This window comes from Shewanella sp. KX20019 (assembly GCF_016757755.1).
In the GTDB taxonomy this organism is placed as follows: Bacteria; Pseudomonadota; Gammaproteobacteria; order Enterobacterales; family Shewanellaceae; genus Shewanella.
Window position 1 is genome coordinate 2281050 of the sequence record NZ_CP068437.1, and the last position, 14962, is coordinate 2296011.

Annotated in this window: 15 protein-coding genes; all 15 read left to right on the forward strand. The window is 43.1% G+C overall.

The features are described 5' to 3' along the window. Positions 1-97: 97 nt before the first annotated feature. The 15 genes from JK628_RS10015 (at position 98) to JK628_RS10085 (ending at position 14959) form a co-directional block, all read left to right on the forward strand. Positions 98-691: an HvfX family Cu-binding RiPP maturation protein gene (locus tag JK628_RS10015; protein ID WP_202289331.1), complete on the forward strand. Its 594-nt coding sequence runs from the start codon at positions 98-100 to the stop codon at positions 689-691. Positions 692-804: 113 nt separating this feature from the next. After that, positions 805-1353, forward strand: coding sequence for an NAD(P)H nitroreductase (locus tag JK628_RS10020; RefSeq protein WP_202289332.1), 549 nt, complete (start codon positions 805-807; stop codon positions 1351-1353). Between the two features lie 380 nt (positions 1354-1733). Beyond that, positions 1734-2351, forward strand: a complete 618-nt coding sequence (locus tag JK628_RS10025; protein ID WP_202289333.1) for a GNAT family N-acetyltransferase — start codon at positions 1734-1736, stop codon at positions 2349-2351. 95 nt (positions 2352-2446) lie between these two features. After that, complete coding sequence (locus tag JK628_RS10030) at positions 2447-2851, forward strand: hypothetical protein (RefSeq protein WP_237524183.1); 405 nt, start codon at positions 2447-2449, stop codon at positions 2849-2851. A gap of 142 nt (positions 2852-2993) precedes the next feature. Further along, on the forward strand, positions 2994-3383 hold the full coding sequence (locus JK628_RS10035; protein WP_202289334.1) for a hypothetical protein: 390 nt from the start codon (positions 2994-2996) through the stop codon (positions 3381-3383). 462 nt (positions 3384-3845) lie between these two features. Continuing rightward, positions 3846-4532, forward strand: a complete 687-nt coding sequence (locus JK628_RS10040; protein WP_202289335.1) for an ABC transporter ATP-binding protein — start codon at positions 3846-3848, stop codon at positions 4530-4532. Beyond that, entirely contained in the window at positions 4522-5568 is a 1047-nt protein-coding gene (locus JK628_RS10045) for an HlyD family secretion protein (protein ID WP_202289336.1), read from the forward strand. Before JK628_RS10040 ends, JK628_RS10045 begins: the two co-directional genes overlap by 11 nt. Beyond that, on the forward strand, positions 5565-6731 hold the full coding sequence (locus JK628_RS10050; protein ID WP_202289337.1) for an efflux RND transporter periplasmic adaptor subunit: 1167 nt from the start codon (positions 5565-5567) through the stop codon (positions 6729-6731). Before JK628_RS10045 ends, JK628_RS10050 begins: the two co-directional genes overlap by 4 nt. 44 nt (positions 6732-6775) lie before the next feature. After that, positions 6776-7963 carry an efflux RND transporter periplasmic adaptor subunit gene (locus tag JK628_RS10055; RefSeq protein ID WP_202289773.1) on the forward strand — a complete coding sequence of 396 codons (1188 nt, stop codon included), beginning with the start codon at positions 6776-6778 and terminating at the stop codon, positions 7961-7963. 71 nt (positions 7964-8034) lie between these two features. Then, positions 8035-9273: an ABC transporter permease gene (locus JK628_RS10060; RefSeq protein WP_202289774.1), complete on the forward strand. Its 1239-nt coding sequence runs from the start codon at positions 8035-8037 to the stop codon at positions 9271-9273. Between the two features lie 237 nt (positions 9274-9510). Beyond that, positions 9511-10944, forward strand: a complete 1434-nt coding sequence (locus tag JK628_RS10065; RefSeq protein ID WP_237524224.1) for a serine hydrolase domain-containing protein — start codon at positions 9511-9513, stop codon at positions 10942-10944. A gap of 533 nt (positions 10945-11477) precedes the next feature. Further along, positions 11478-12839: a Na(+)-translocating NADH-quinone reductase subunit A gene (locus JK628_RS10070; RefSeq protein ID WP_202289775.1), complete on the forward strand. Its 1362-nt coding sequence runs from the start codon at positions 11478-11480 to the stop codon at positions 12837-12839. Next, positions 12839-14053: an NADH:ubiquinone reductase (Na(+)-transporting) subunit B gene (locus JK628_RS10075; protein WP_202289339.1), complete on the forward strand. Its 1215-nt coding sequence runs from the start codon at positions 12839-12841 to the stop codon at positions 14051-14053. The genes JK628_RS10070 and JK628_RS10075 overlap by 1 nt, the downstream gene beginning before the upstream one ends. Then, on the forward strand, positions 14043-14192 hold the full coding sequence (locus JK628_RS10080) for a hypothetical protein (RefSeq protein ID WP_202289340.1): 150 nt from the start codon (positions 14043-14045) through the stop codon (positions 14190-14192). The genes JK628_RS10075 and JK628_RS10080 overlap by 11 nt, the downstream gene beginning before the upstream one ends. After that, positions 14192-14959 (forward strand): Na(+)-translocating NADH-quinone reductase subunit C, encoded by a 768-nt coding sequence (locus JK628_RS10085; RefSeq protein ID WP_202289341.1) that lies wholly within the window; start codon positions 14192-14194, stop codon positions 14957-14959. The genes JK628_RS10080 and JK628_RS10085 overlap by 1 nt, the downstream gene beginning before the upstream one ends. Positions 14960-14962 lie beyond the last annotated feature (3 nt).

Here is a 14962-nt window from a genome sequence, read left to right on the forward strand (position 1 = left end):
CACATCTAGGCAGCTTGACAGGTTTTATTGCTTGGAGTTGAAAGATTGTGATGCTTGTGAAGGTCTAATGGGATAATAGAATTAAAGAGGGATCGACATGCTACTTGGACAACTATATCAAAAATTTCTAAACATCATTCGATATGCTGAAGGTATTGCACCGTTAGCCTTACGGCTCTATCTTGCCCCCGTATTGATGCAGGCAGGCTACAATAAGCTTTCCCACTTTAGTGACAGCGCCGCTTGGTTCGGTAATCCTGATTGGGGGCTCGGTCTGCCGTTTCCTGAGTTGATGGTGATATTAGCGGCTGGCACTGAGTTTGTCGGTGGTGGTCTGCTTATCATTGGTTTAGCGACTCGACTAATCGCCATCCCATTGTCGTTTACCATGTTGGTTGCCGCCTTTGCCGTTCATTGGGATAATGGCTGGTTAGCCATTGCCGATGCCAGTTCATGGTTAGCAAACGATAAAGTATTAGCATCAGCTGAGAAGCTTGAACGCGCGAAAGAGTTGTTACAACAAAACGGTAATTATGAGTGGCTAACCAGTTCGGGTAACTTCGTTGTCCTCAATAACGGTATTGAATTTGCCATTACCTATCTCTTTATGTTGCTGGCACTGGTGTTTATGGGCGGCGGGCGCTATACCAGTGTTGATTATTACATCGCGAAGAAAAACGGTATTGCTTAACGCTTGCATTATGTCCTCTTTATTAAATCCCACCAAATAGGTGGGATTTTTTTTGGCGGCTTGATACTCTCATCTTAAGTCAGCATTAATCGCAGTTTATTAAGGACAATACGTTGGATGCATTAACACTTTTATTGACCAGACAATCCTCCCCCCGCCTGATCGCACCAGGCCCGACAGATGAGCAGCTGAAGAACATTTTAGATGCAGCGGCTCGCGTACCCGACCATGCTGGTTTGACCCCCTGGGAGTTTATTATTGCCACAGGCGATGGGCTTAAGACACTAGGAAACATTTTTGCCAAAGCCGCTAGATTGAATGATGCCGAAGAAGATTTTATCAGTAAAGCTAGCAATATGCCGTTGAGAGCTCCTACGGTCATCACTGTGGTGGCAAAAGTGAAGCAACATCCCAAAGTTCCAGCTTTTGAACAACAGCTCGCAGCAGGTTGCGCTGCAATGGCAATGCAGCAAGCGGTGTTTGCACAGGGACTTGGCGGCATATGGCGTACAGGGGCTTTCGCTTTTGATAGAAATGTACATCAATTACTCGACCTTGAAGCAACTGATCAAATCGTTGGGTTTCTCTATATAGGAACGCCTGCATTTCAGGCTCCGACAAAGTCATTGAAAGAGGGTATGGGCTTCGCTCGTTATCTATAGTGGCTAGCCAATACTGAACCTGAATAATAGTGAACATGGTAGACATATATTTTGCTTTGCTAACCATGCTAAGTTATACCAGTTCCATTGAATCGTTGTTCATTCAGCGGGAATTAAAATTACTATAGGCAAGTAAGTGGGTTGTCGCTAATAGTTATTCTATATCGAAAGCCACCTACGCAGCATAGAGTGATTTTCTAATGCCTTAAACATCAGCCGCACAAGGTGAGCCTCTCAGCACTTTCACTGCTATGTTGCATTACCTCAAAAGGGAATAACCATTTCTTCAAAAATGCGCCTAACATTGAAAGCGCTGAGAGAGCTCTGAATTGACCATATATTTAACGGAATTGGTATTAACAATCAAATAGGAGGTTGAGTTGAACGCACAAGAAGTGAAAGACAGCACGCTGGTAGGCGAACACGTTGTTTTAGAGCCTTTGACGTTGGCACATGCTCCAGCATTGAGTATTGCGGTTTGCGATGGTGAACTTTGGCAACTGTGGTTTACCAAAGTCCCACATCCGGACGACGTGAACGAATATGTTAACCAAGCCCTTTTAGATGAACAAAACGGTGAGGCTTTGGCATTTGCCGTTCGAGATCGTCACTCTGGCCAAATCGTAGGCTGCACCCGCATTTGTCATTGGCAGCAAAATCATCGCCGTCTAGAGATCGGTCATACCTGGTATGCAAAAAGCGTCCAACGTACAGCGGTTAATACCGAGTGTAAATTACTGTTATTAAGTTATGCCTTTGAAACTTTAGCTGTCATCGCCGTGGAGTTTCGTACTCATATTCAAAATGAAGTGTCACGGCAGGCAATTTGTCGTTTGGGTGCCAACCAAGATGGCATTTTGCGCAATCACCAGATTTTAGACAATGGCACCATAAGAGACACTGTGGTTTACTCGATTATTGACTCTGAATGGGACGAGGTAAAGACGGGCTTACGTAATAAGCTCAATGTTCATCGGCTGCAAACGCATATTAATTAATGGATATTTACCTGTTTTTTGACGATACGCTTGATATTCAATGAAAGCTAAAGTAGAAATAGTTAAATCGAACAAATATAAAAAGGATTATTTTGATGTCTGGTACCACTTACGCATGTACGCTAGTGATAGCCGTCGGTTTATTATCTTTTGATGCTACAGCGGGCGACGCTGAAGATGCATTGACTAAAGAGTTAACTGAATGTGCAGCATATTATCAGATAGCGTCGAGTGCGATAGCCGCAATGAATGCGCCGCAAATGCAAGCGGTAGGTGACAGGTTAAAACTCTCTGGTGAGCAAGCGGTTGCAATCGCAAATAAATATCAAAGTAGCGAGGATGTTAATCAAGCCGTTATCGCAGCAACAGAGCAACATAAAGCCTCTATGCCTAACTCAAAGAGTTTAGGGCCCTTGATGGGGATATATAAAGAAAAGTGCAAAGTGGTGATTAGTCAGCCCGATAAGCGGCTTGATTATTGGACCATGGCGACGATGTAAATTGAGAGAGCGAAAGCTCTCTTTTTTTGTAAGAGAAGCATGATATTACAGGTCTGATTAACTGGAGTCATATTATGAGCTATCTTTAACGACAGCTATAATTGCTGTATTTGACAGGTTAGATCGTGTTGGAGTATGAGAAATGAATATCTATCTATTACTGGCGGGGATCATCGCCGCATTAACATGTGTAGGGCATTTCAGCTATGGCAGGAAGCATTTTTTAATGCCCATGCAGCAGGCTGATTTTGATCCTATCGCTAAATCTGTTATGCATTGTGTTTTCCACTATATATCGGTTTTTCTGCTACTTTCAACGCTTATTCTATTGGCTTGTGCTTTTGAAGTGCTGTCTCAAATGCACAGTTTTGGTATGCTGGTTTTTATTGCACTTAATTTTGGTTTATTCGCGATATGGCAACTCTATATTGGTGTGACCGGTGAACTTGAACAGCCATTTAAACACCTATTTCAGTGGGTCTTTTTTATTGTCATATCGGTATTCACTTTACTCGGTGCTTTGCTGAGATAATTGGAATGCTGTTTCTTATTCAGTCTGCTTAGTATCGCTAGTGATGCGTCTTCCATAACTAACTTGGTTGAATTTTTTGCATGTTATAAATTATATTAACGGTTGTATTTCCAATTATTTATCAGTAGATTATTTGCAAAGTAAAGTATGTTTCAAATGGATTGGAACAGCGCTATCAGGAAGAGAAATGCAAATAACGTTAAGTCGAATCATACCCTCCCCACATCTTAGGTTTTGTCCCAACCCCATAGTTTACAAGCCAGCCTATCAGGCTATTAATTGCTAGTTTTTACGGTTATTTGTCTATACCTAACGCCTCTGAAACGAGCATTTTCAATTCGGATGGGTATATATCACGATGATTTACAAAATTCTGCCCAAGGCTTGGCTATATCGTTTTGACTTTAGTTGTATGATAGAGCGATTGTTTGGCTAGTTGGCTTGCAAAAAAGAGCATTTATTATGATAGAAGTCCATGAATTAAAAAAAGAATATCCCATGGGTGATACATGTGTAAACGCACTCAATGGAGTGAGTTTTAGTATCGCTAAAAATGAATTTGTTGCGATTATGGGGCCTTCAGGTTCAGGTAAGTCAACCTTGATGAATATTATTGGCTGTTTAGATAAACCGACATCAGGAGGCTACAGCCTGAATGAGCAAGAAGTCGCTCATTTAGATGACGATGCATTATCCGCCGTTAGGAACAAACAGATAGGTTTTGTTTTTCAAAGCTTCCATCTATTACCACGTTTATCGGCACTGCAAAATGTATTACTGCCTTTAAGGTTTTCAGACAAGCCAGATCAAGACAGCAGTTATGCCCATGAATTGTTATCGCGAGTAGGGTTAGGGACTCGGCATGATCACCGCCCCAATCAGCTTTCTGGTGGCCAAAGACAGCGCGTAGCAATCGCACGCTCTTTAGTTAATCGACCCGCTATCTTACTTGCCGATGAGCCAACGGGTGCGCTTGATAGCAAAACCTCAGTTGAAATTATGGCGTTATTCACTGAATTACATAAGGCGGGGCAAACCATTATTTTAGTGACCCACGAAGAGGAAGTTGCCGCATATGCGCAGCGAATTATTCGTATGAGAGATGGTGATATCGTTGAGATAGAAGAGAGGACGACTAATGCAGCCTAATGCAACTCTAGGATTAACGAGCTTGTGTTTAATGTTGGCTCTGTTCCCAAGCTCATCTCAAGCAGATGCACCCTTGGTTAAACCAATGACTGCCGTTGCCAATACTGCACAAGTCTCACCTACACGACAATCGTTATCTCCTTTGCTGTTAACTGGCAAAGTATCATCAGTAATTTCACAAGCGATTATGGTGCCAAAAGCGGGTGATGCGTGGCGTTACCAGATCCAATGGATGCTACCTGAAGGAAGTATTGCCAAGGTTGGTGAAGTCGTGGTTATTTTTGATAAAAGTGCGATTGCGAATCGAATTGAGCAGTTAGAGGCGAGCCTGTTACGAGTGACAGCGCAAGAGCAAAGTCAGTCAATAGAGCTCGATGCGCAAATATTACAGGCTGAATTTGATCTAAAACAAGCGAAGTTGGAGTTGGAAAAAGCACAATTAGATGCTGGGATCCCCGCCGATTATATTCCAGCAAAGGATTATGCAGATAATCAATTTAATAAGCTCAAAGCAATATCTGAACTGTCTAAAAAATCACAATCATTAGCAGAGATCATTGATAAGCGAACAACCTCTTTAGCACAGTTACAGATAGATAAAACACGGGCTGAAAAAGAACTCGATAAATCCCTCAAAGGTCTCCAACAGTTAGAAATAAGCTCCAATATCGATGGTCCTATTTTATATGCACGGGATCCTTGGTCGGATAAAAAGTTTGCCGTTGGTGACTCTGTGCAAATTGGCCGCCAAGTCGCTACTATTCCTGCGATGAAAGATCTAGAAGTCATTGCTTGGGTTAATGAAGTTGATGCTGATAGGTTAACTATTGGTGAGCGGGTAAATCTTAGATTAGACTCTCAGTCAAGCATCTCCCTCAATGGGTCAATTCAAGCGATTAGTCGCCAAGCGACCAAACAGACAGCCTGGGGCAATAGCCATTGGTTTAGGGTTGAGATCGCTTTTTCAGGTGATGACCGAGTGAAAATAATTCCCGGCATGAGTGTGTTAGTCGAACCTAAAGGGGATGCATCATGAACACATCATTATTACGTGTTGCGCTACTTTCCAGTTTTTTAGTTGGCTGTTCAGATATCGCAGTGACCCACGTTGAGTCGGGTGTATTGAGTCAACAGATTGAGGTGACAGGAGAGCTAGTCTCTTCGAATACCGTCAATCTGAAACCGCCAGCGGTGAGACGAGTTTGGCAGTATCAAATTAAAATGTTAGCACCTGAAGGTAGTGATGTGAGCGAGGGCGATCGAGTTGCTCAACTTGACACTTCTGAGCTTGGGCAACGACTCTCGGTAAAAACGGCAAATTTAGAGACCACTTTACAAGATCTGGAAACATCAAAGCTTCGTAATGCAAAGAAGTTGCAAGAGTTAAAGCTTGAGTTAGCAGAAGCGAAAATGAATCAGGAAAAAAGCCAACTTAAAGTTGAGATCTCTGATGAAACCATTTCAGAGATCGACAAAATGAAATATGAACGTGATGCAACTATTGCAACTGACAGAGTGAGCTTGACTAACAAAAAAATAGAACTGGAGATCATGAGTGCAGAGCAGAGGGTAAAAATGCTCGAAGGTGATAAACAGAAGTTTGAACTTGAAGTTGCCGCATTAAAACAAGGTATTGCGTCTCTTACGCTGATCGCACCACGCAGTGGCATGGTCGTATACGGTTACGATCAACAAGGGAATAAAGTCGCTGAAGGGCAAAATGTTTTCAATGGAGACACTCTGTTAAGCATTCCAGATCTTAAACATATGCAAGTTAATATGACGATTCCAGAAGTTGAAGCGGGCAGAGTTAAGGTTGGTCAGAAGCTAAAAATCCGCCTAGATGCTAACCCTGAAAAAAGCTTCAACGGTGAAATCAAGGAGCTTGGAGCCGTATTCAGGGTAAAGAATCAAGATGTTCCATTGGTTATCTTTGATGCCGTTGCGAGCATCGCTGAGGTTGATAGTGAGTTGATGCGACCGGGAATGACTGCAAAAATCAGCATAGATATTGCCAATGATGTGCCTGAACTATTGTTGTCATTGGATGCGGTGCATTATGAGCAAGGTAATGCGTACGTCTATACACCAGGCTTATTTAGCGACAGCAAACAGTCTGTATCATTAGGAAAGTTGGGAAAAGAGCAGGTCGTTATTGCATCTGGTTTAAATGAAGGCGATGAGGTACTGCTACCATGAATAATTTATTAGTAAATCGCAAAGGCTCTGGTATCGCGACTAGCATGATGAGTATATTGTTTTTGCTTGCTGCCGTTGGTTGTAGTCAACAATCTAGTGACGGTGTATTAACGCTTGAAATTGCAACTGCTGATTTTAAGGTCGATATCCCAGCAGTAGGGGAGTTAGAAGCCAGTAATTCGACCACAGTGTCCGTGCCATCAGGGCTTAGAGGGCCACAATCTTTGGCGTGGATTATGGATAATTTTAGTAATGTCAAAGCAGGCGATGTCGTTGCAACTATGGACTCAACCCGTGAAAGTTATCGCTTAGATATGGAAAAACTGGATTTTGACCGCTTAGGTTTGGACCGTCAGATCCAGACTCAGAGAGACAAAACCATTGATAAGACGTTAACAACCGACACTAAATTAACCGGACAGGAGCTTGAACTCGCCGATCGTTTCTTTAGTGAAGATGAACGGGTGTATACCAAGATAGACATCATCGACCAGATGCGTAATCAAGACTACTTAGAAGCAAAAATGCTGTTTTATGACTGGGGTATTGGCCAGCATGGTTCTCAAGCGCAAGCTGAACAAGAGTTGATTAAGCTAAAGCAGAAGGGTCATCAGGCGAAAATGACTCGTTATTCAAATAACTTAAAACAGATGCAGATTATCGCCCCCCATGATGGTGTCTTTGTTGCTATGCCAGGCTGGAGCGGTGTACCGCCGGTGGTGGGCGATATGATGTGGTCAGGTATGACCATTGGCACTTTACCCGATACGTCAAAGATGCAAGCAAAGTTGTATGTGCTTGAGTCTGAAGCGCTGGGTTTGGCTATAGGTAAACCAGTGACATTATATCTTGATGCTTACCCAGACATGCCGATAGAGGGCACCGTGTCTCAGTTAGATGCTTTGTCAAAAGCGAAAGAGAAAGACAGTCCAGTTAATTATTTCGAGATGAGCGTGAGCATTAATAAAACCTTGGTTGAAGTGATGCAACCAGGAAGACAAGTTAACGCCAACGTTCATGCGTTAGATCTTAAAAATGTTATTACCGTACCAAACCAAGCATTATTCCAGAAATCAGGGGAGTATTGGGTCTACTTAAAAACCTCTGCAGGCTTTATTAAGCGGCAAGTACAGCCAGGTAACCGCAGTTTGAATCGTACGGTCATTACTGAGGGACTCACTCAAGGCGATATCATCGCGCTAACAACACCGCCGAAAAGGAATCGAGTATGACGGGCAATAGACCATCGGCAAATATCCGTGTCGACCACAGAGCAGCGCTAGCAAGTCATTATAAGGCTAATATGTCTATTTACTGGGACGGTATTAAACAAGCATTTGATGAGATGCGTCATCATAAGTTACGTACCTTGTTAACCTTGTTAGGAATGATTTTTGGTGTGGGTGCTGTTATCGCCATGCTCAGTGTGGGTGAAGGGGCTGAGCGTGAAGCGTTGAAAATGATTGAATCAATGGGCGTGAATAACTTGGTGGTAAACGCCAGAGTAACTGAGGGCGAAGCGTTAAAGTCGATACGTGAACATAGTATAGGTTTAAGCCTAAGGGATATCGAAAGTGCTACCGATACCTTGCCTTTTGTCGAAAACTGGAGCGCTGAAAAGAACGTTAAAGTATTTGGCTTGTTCAGTTTAAAAGGAAGAAGCGATGCTAAAGTCATGGGTGTGACCCCAAGTTATTTTGATTTAAGCGCACTAGATTTAGGAGAAGGTCGCACTCTTAATGCGGCTGATGAATCACATTTCCAACAAGTGACCGTGCTTGGACCCGAAGCGGCCAGGAGTCTTTTTCCACAGGGGAATGCAATAGGCAGTTTAGTTAAAGTTAACCATCAGTGGTTTACTGTGGTGGGCGTGTTGTCTGAGAAAGAGGGCACTAAATCCACTATTCAAGGAGTTAAGTTAGGTGGCGAGCGTAATCAAGTCTTTATCCCTCTAAGTACAGCATTAAAGAAAATGCAATTTAAACATTTAGAAGATGAGCTGGACTCATTCAAACTTGCTGTCGTTGGCGGCATTGATCCGACATTGGCATCAAAAAGTTTACAACACCTGCTTAATCGTCGTCATGGCGGCGAAAAGGATTTTGACGTGGTGGTGCCAGCTGATCTTTTAGAGCAACACCAAAAAACCCAACAAATATTTAATATCGTGATGGCTTGCGTTGCAGGGATATCATTACTGGTGGGCGGCATTGGTATTATGAATATTATGTTAGCAACCATTTTGGAAAGAACAGGTGAGATCGGACTATTAAGAGCCTTGGGCGCTAAGCGTAAAGATATTGCTCGTCAGTTTTTGATTGAGAGTATCGCGATATCCGCAACTGGCGGCATTATCGGCATCGGTGTTGGATTGCTATTGGCTTTAGTTATCTCCTCCGCAGCAGGCTGGCCTGTGGCTTGGTCTCCGTTTGCTATTGTGCTCGCCTTAGGCGTGTGCATGACCATAGGCGTTGGCTTTGGTTTATACCCCGCGAAAAAAGCAGCCAAACTTGACCCTATTGTGGCTTTGCAAAGGGATTAGGTATATTGGTTTGTTAAACCATTGAAGTAAGCATTAAGAGGAGGGACTATGGAATTGGTCCCTTCGCTTTTTGTAAACAGGGCCATTCTTATGCCTTATCACTGAGTGGTACTTATGATTCATGTATGTCATTCCAGCATGTACACATGAGTAGAACTCACTTTACTGTTTCTCTTAGATGCCGATATTTAAAAGAGTCAATTGTACTGATACAAATGGAGTTGTGGCTTGAATAAAATGGACTTTACGATGTGCTATTTTAGTGACCGAATTTTAATATTTTTAGCATTTATGCTTTGCAGCTTCTATGGACATACCAACACACTCGCTGAGGGAATATGGCAAGGGGTGATCGTTGACAAAGGAGTTGAACAGCGACTCGTTTTTACTATCAAGCGTAATAAGCACTTGCAACAAACCGTATATTTGGATGCACCCGACGATGGCTGGATGAGGATCCCAGCATCAATCAGCTGCGATGCAAACAATATTAATATCGATTTGCCCCTAATCAATGCGTCACTGAACGGTAAGCTGGTCTATGGTGGGAAATTCATTGAAGCAGAGTTTGCTTGGCAGGGGGAGCTCATCCCTATTAGGTTAAAATCTGTAATGGAAGCGCCGCGAGCTTCTGCATCTATTTATAACTCTAAATTACCAAATACCGTGCTAGCAGAAGATTTTAACAACATTGTCGTTAGTCATCCTTCTAAGTTTAAAACGGTTATTAATAAGGCCAAGCAACTTCCTCAACTAAATTCTATTCTTATTTATAGCGGCGGTCAGTTGGTGATTGAAGAGTATTTTAATCAGTTAGATCAAAATACAACTGCCAATATAAAGTCGGTCAACAAGAGCTTATTATCAATCTTAGTCGGTATAGCGATTGATAAGAAATTTATCGACAATCTCGATGAAAAAATTGCGCAATACTTACCAAGTCATAAAGAGTTTCGGGAAGATAGACTGAAAAATCAGATCACCATTCGTGATCTACTCAATATGAGGGCGGGGCTAGAGTTTAACGAGATGACCACTTATCGCTTTGGAGCGCACCCTATATGGGACTCCATTGACTGGGTACGCGCTATATCTGAATTGCAGATGAGTACTAAACCCGGAGAACTATACAATTATGGGACAGTGCAAACTCACCTACTATCTGCCGTGCTGACTAAAGCGACGAGTATGGATACATTAACTTTTGCCAATTTATACCTCTTTCACCCCTTAAACATTAGAGGTGTTGTTTGGTATAAGTCGCAAAAAGGGATCTACATGGGTGGTTCCGATATGTTTTTAACGCCGCGGGAGATGATGCAGGTAGGGTTACTTTATTTAAATAACGGCAAATATCGACAGCAGCAAATAGTCAGTCAACAGTGGATAGAACGCTCCTTAATTGGCGACTTTCCGGAAGATAAGAGCTCTGCAAATGAGCACTATGGATATTTATGGAAAGGGTTTGAAATAGCGGGTTATAGTGCGTATAGAGCAGCAGGTTATGGAGGGCAATATATCGTTAATGTACCAGAACTAGATACTTCAATCGTAACGACTGCAAACCCTAATTACTTGTCAGAGGGGGAGCGAAATTCAGATGAGGTGATGCTGCTGGTTTCTTCTTTAGTTAATCAAATTGCAAATGATAAGAGAGTTAAACAGTTATAGGCATTTATCTATTGTGGTGGCAGTTTTCCATTGAGCTTAAGTGGGTTTAATTCTCTCTAAGAGTGACTATTTGATCTTCAGGAAGGCGTTAGTTCTAACTTGAGGTTATTATTAGCGGTGTTGATAGTTAAACGCCAAATTAAGGTAACTTTGTTAGATATGTATAATTACGTCTCATCTTATTCCTTAGTGAAATACACTGGCACTCGCTGTTGTGGTGGTTATTTGTTCTGAGCTAAGCCCCTAAATGTTCGTTGCCGTGAAAGGTAACGCTGTACCTCAAATTTACTACTGTTTTTGCTAGTCAGAGCACCGATTCATCTTTGAAGTTCGCCGTTTAAAATGGTTATAAAATTACAGCATGACGAGCTTGCAAAGATATTATGCAACATAAATATGCCATTTAAGCTTCAAATTAAAATGTTCTGTAGTTAAGTTACGAGATCGACCGTAAAGTGTGATGTTAAACGTGGAATATTAGTTAACAAACAACTACTATTAGTCATCCAATTATTTAACGGTTGATGTTTGTGATGACAGGTTATTCAAACCCGGTTATAGCAGTTAAAAAAGGCCTAAATGTGCCTATTGCAGGAGAACCGAAGCAAGTTGTTAACACTAGCAAATCTTGCTCCCATGTAGCCCTTCTTGGAGAGGAATATGTTGGCTTGAAACCGACTATGTTGGTAGAAGTTGGTGAACTGGTGCAAAAAGGGCAGGTGCTTTTTGAAGATAAAAAGAATATTGGCGTAAAGTATACCGCTCCTGCCAGCGGAAAAATCATCGCTATCAACCGTGGTGACCGCAGGCTTTTTCAATCTATTGTCATTGAGTGTAACCAAGGCGGCGCGATTAACTTTGGTATTAATGACGACATCGCAGGGCTCGAACGCAGCCAAGTGCAAGCAAAATTAGTGAATAGTGGTCTATGGACTGCACTGCGTACACGACCTTTTTCCAGAGTTCCTCAGTTAGATACAGCACCTTCAGGTATTTTTGTCAGCGCAATGGACAGTAATCCATTGGCAGCCGACCCGCGTATTGTTATCGCCGAACAAGCTGAATCATTCGCAGCCGGTATTGCTGTGCTGGGTCGACTTACCGATGGTAAAGTCCATTTGTGTCAGGCGCCTGGCGATGAACTGCCTGGCAGCGATTTAAAACATGTTAGCAATCATTGCTTTACTGGGGTGCATCCAGCAGGTCTTGTTGGTACACACATTCACTTCATCTTACCTGCGAGCATCGAACGACCAGTGTGGCACTTGGGTTATCAAGACGTCATCGCTTACGGCAAGCTATTCTTAACCGGTGAAATTTATACTGACCGCGTCGTGTCTCTCGCTGGTCCTGATGTCATTGAACCTAGATTAATTCGCGTTCAAACGGGTGCTTGTTTATCGCAAGTGGTTGCTGATGAGCTAACTGAGGGTAACTCTCGTGTGGTTTCTGGCTCTGTTTTATCGGGTCACACTGCATATGGAGCCCACGATTACCTTGGCCGTTTCCACAATCAAATTAGTGTCCTGCAAGAAGATTCACAGCATCAGCTCATGCCTTGGGTCAGAGGCGGCTCAGAGAAGTTTTCAATAACCAGAGCAGTAACCTCTCGTTTGAAGGGCGCTAAAAAGCTATTCAATTTGACCACTCACACCGGTGGCTCAGCTCGCGCAATGATGGCATTTGGTCAACTCGATAGAGTGATGCCACTGGATGTATTGCCGACGCTATTGGTTCGTGATTTGGTGGTTAGAGACACAGATGAAGCGCAAGCATTGGGCGCGCTCGAACTCGATGAAGAAGATCTCGCGTTATGCACCTTTGTTTGTCCTGGTAAGTACGACTTCGGTAAAGAGTTACGTGCTTGCTTAGAAATTATTGAGAGGGAAGGTTGATGAGTCAGCAAGATAAAAAGCCTGATATCCAAGAGGATTATTATGCACCGGGCAGTTCAGTAAAGGGCTACTTGCACTCTTTATTGGTGGCTCACGGTCGCAGTACTAAGGGAAAAGTCCACGTACGCGATGCCATTGACGTAAAGAGAACCATGACGATTGTGGGCTTATGTTTACTGCCAGCAATTTTATTCGGTATGTATAACATTGGTTTGCAAGCACAAATTGCAATGGCATCAGGGCTAGCGACTTCTGACATTTGGCAACTGATCCCTTTTAATGTTGTTTTTGGCGGTATGACTGAGCAAACAGGCCTTATTGGCTTATTTGCATACGGCTTAAGCCTTTATGCGCCTATTTATTTGACCGCACTGGTGGTGAGCCTGTTTTGGGAAATGGTGTTTGCTAGAGTGCGTGGTCAAGAGTTACACGAAGGCTTCTTTGTCACGGCACTGCTGTTCACGCTCATTTTACCTGTAGCAACGCCGCTTTGGTTAGTCGCGATGGGAATTACCTTTGGCGTGATAATGGCTAAAGAGGTGTTCGGTGGCATGGGGTATAACTTCCTTAACCCTGCGCTTGCTGGCCTCGCTTTTATCTACTTTGCTTATCCGTCGCAAGTTACCGCCGTGACTCAATTGGTTGCCGTTGATGGCTTTTCTGGCGCAACTACGCTAATGCAAACCGCAGCAGGTAAGTTGAGCTTTGCCGATTATGCATGGTATGAAGCATTTACCGACCCTAATTGGTGGAATGCCTTCTTTGGCTTTACCGTTGGAGCTATTGGTGAAACCAGCACGCTTGCATTACTCATTGGTGGCGGCTTTTTAATCCTCACTCGTCTTGCTGATTGGCGCATCGTGGCTGGCGTATTAGCCGGTATGATCGTAACAGCAACTCTGTTCAACATAATCGGTTCCTCTAAGAATGAGCTGTTCGCTATGCCGTGGACGTGGCATTTAGTGACCGGCGGTTTTGCGATTGCGATGATGTTTATGGCAACCGACCCGGTGACAACATCCTATACCCGCAAAGGTAAGGTGGCCTATGGTCTGCTTATTGGTTTTCTGACTGTGCTTATCCGTGTGGTTAACCCGAAAATGCCAGAAGGCATTATGTTGGCAATCTTATTCGCCAACTTATGGGCGCCTATCTTCGATTATCTTGTGGCTAAAGCCAATATCAAACGGAGACTTAAACGCAATGGCCTTTAAATCGAATCAGAAAGCTGATCTATCCGCAGTGGTAATGCCTGCGATGTTGTTAGCAAAACTTTGGGAAACGATATTTGAGTACCTACTTTATCGTATGCCAACACGTGCAAAGCAGGTCAATACGAGGAATAAAGCGTAATGGCATTTAAGAAAGATTCATTTGTGGGCACCATGATTTTTACGGTGACCCTATGCCTCTTGTGCTCATTTATGATCACTGGCACTGCAGAGTTACTGAAAGAGCGAAAGCTGGTAAAAAAGCGTGACGAATTGAAGCGTAATGTGCTTATTGCGGCAGATGTGGATATCGCCGACAAAGACTTTAGAGCCATCTTTGATAAAAACGTTAAACCGACGTTAGTGACGCTTGATACTGGTGAAGAGGATAAAGAAGCTAACGTGCTTGATTTTGATGACCGCATGGCATCAATCAATCCTGAGACATCGCGTAAGCCAAAGAAAGATACCGCCAAGATTAAAAGCCGTGCCGATCAAGCCCGTGTTTTTAAGGTGTTTGACGATAATGGCAAGTTAGCCAGTGTTGTGGTTCCTATCTACGGTAAAGGCTTATGGTCGATGATATATGGCTATATAGCGGTGCAACCTGACTTTAATACCATCGAAAATGTGGTGTTTTATGAACATGGCGAAACCCCGGGTATTGGCGATTTTCTTAACGACCCAGACTGGACTGACAAATGGCATGGTAAACAGATTTTCAATGCTAAAGGCAAGATCTCTTTTAAGGTTGTTAAAGGTGGCGCTAAAGCCGATGACGTTAACGGTGTTGATGCGGTAAGTGGCGCAACAATGACCGGCCGCGGCGTACAGCGTTCAGTGCAATTTTGGTTTGGTGCTGAAGGATTCGAAATGTTCTTTAATAAGCTAAAAGCGTCGGAGGGGTAATTG

What these genes read in the sequence shown, in the direction of transcription:
- JK628_RS10015 (WP_202289331.1), top strand. Translation starts at nt 98, where the DNA reads ATGCTACTTGGACAACTATATCAAAAATTTCTAAACATCATTCGATAT.
- JK628_RS10030 (WP_237524183.1), top strand. Translation starts at nt 2,447, where the DNA reads ATGTCTGGTACCACTTACGCATGTACGCTAGTGATAGCCGTCGGTTTA.
- JK628_RS10035 (WP_202289334.1), top strand. Translation starts at nt 2,994, where the DNA reads ATGAATATCTATCTATTACTGGCGGGGATCATCGCCGCATTAACATGT.
- JK628_RS10040 (WP_202289335.1), top strand. Translation starts at nt 3,846, where the DNA reads ATGATAGAAGTCCATGAATTAAAAAAAGAATATCCCATGGGTGATACA.
- JK628_RS10045 (WP_202289336.1), top strand. Translation starts at nt 4,522, where the DNA reads ATGCAGCCTAATGCAACTCTAGGATTAACGAGCTTGTGTTTAATGTTG.
- JK628_RS10050 (WP_202289337.1), top strand. Translation starts at nt 5,565, where the DNA reads ATGAACACATCATTATTACGTGTTGCGCTACTTTCCAGTTTTTTAGTT.
- JK628_RS10055 (WP_202289773.1), top strand. Translation starts at nt 6,776, where the DNA reads ATGATGAGTATATTGTTTTTGCTTGCTGCCGTTGGTTGTAGTCAACAA.
- JK628_RS10060 (WP_202289774.1), top strand. Translation starts at nt 8,035, where the DNA reads ATGTCTATTTACTGGGACGGTATTAAACAAGCATTTGATGAGATGCGT.
- JK628_RS10065 (WP_237524224.1), top strand. Translation starts at nt 9,511, where the DNA reads ATGGACTTTACGATGTGCTATTTTAGTGACCGAATTTTAATATTTTTA.
- JK628_RS10070 (WP_202289775.1), top strand. Translation starts at nt 11,478, where the DNA reads ATGACAGGTTATTCAAACCCGGTTATAGCAGTTAAAAAAGGCCTAAAT.
- JK628_RS10075 (WP_202289339.1), top strand. Translation starts at nt 12,839, where the DNA reads ATGAGTCAGCAAGATAAAAAGCCTGATATCCAAGAGGATTATTATGCA.
- JK628_RS10080 (WP_202289340.1), top strand. Translation starts at nt 14,043, where the DNA reads ATGGCCTTTAAATCGAATCAGAAAGCTGATCTATCCGCAGTGGTAATG.
- JK628_RS10085 (WP_202289341.1), top strand. Translation starts at nt 14,192, where the DNA reads ATGGCATTTAAGAAAGATTCATTTGTGGGCACCATGATTTTTACGGTG.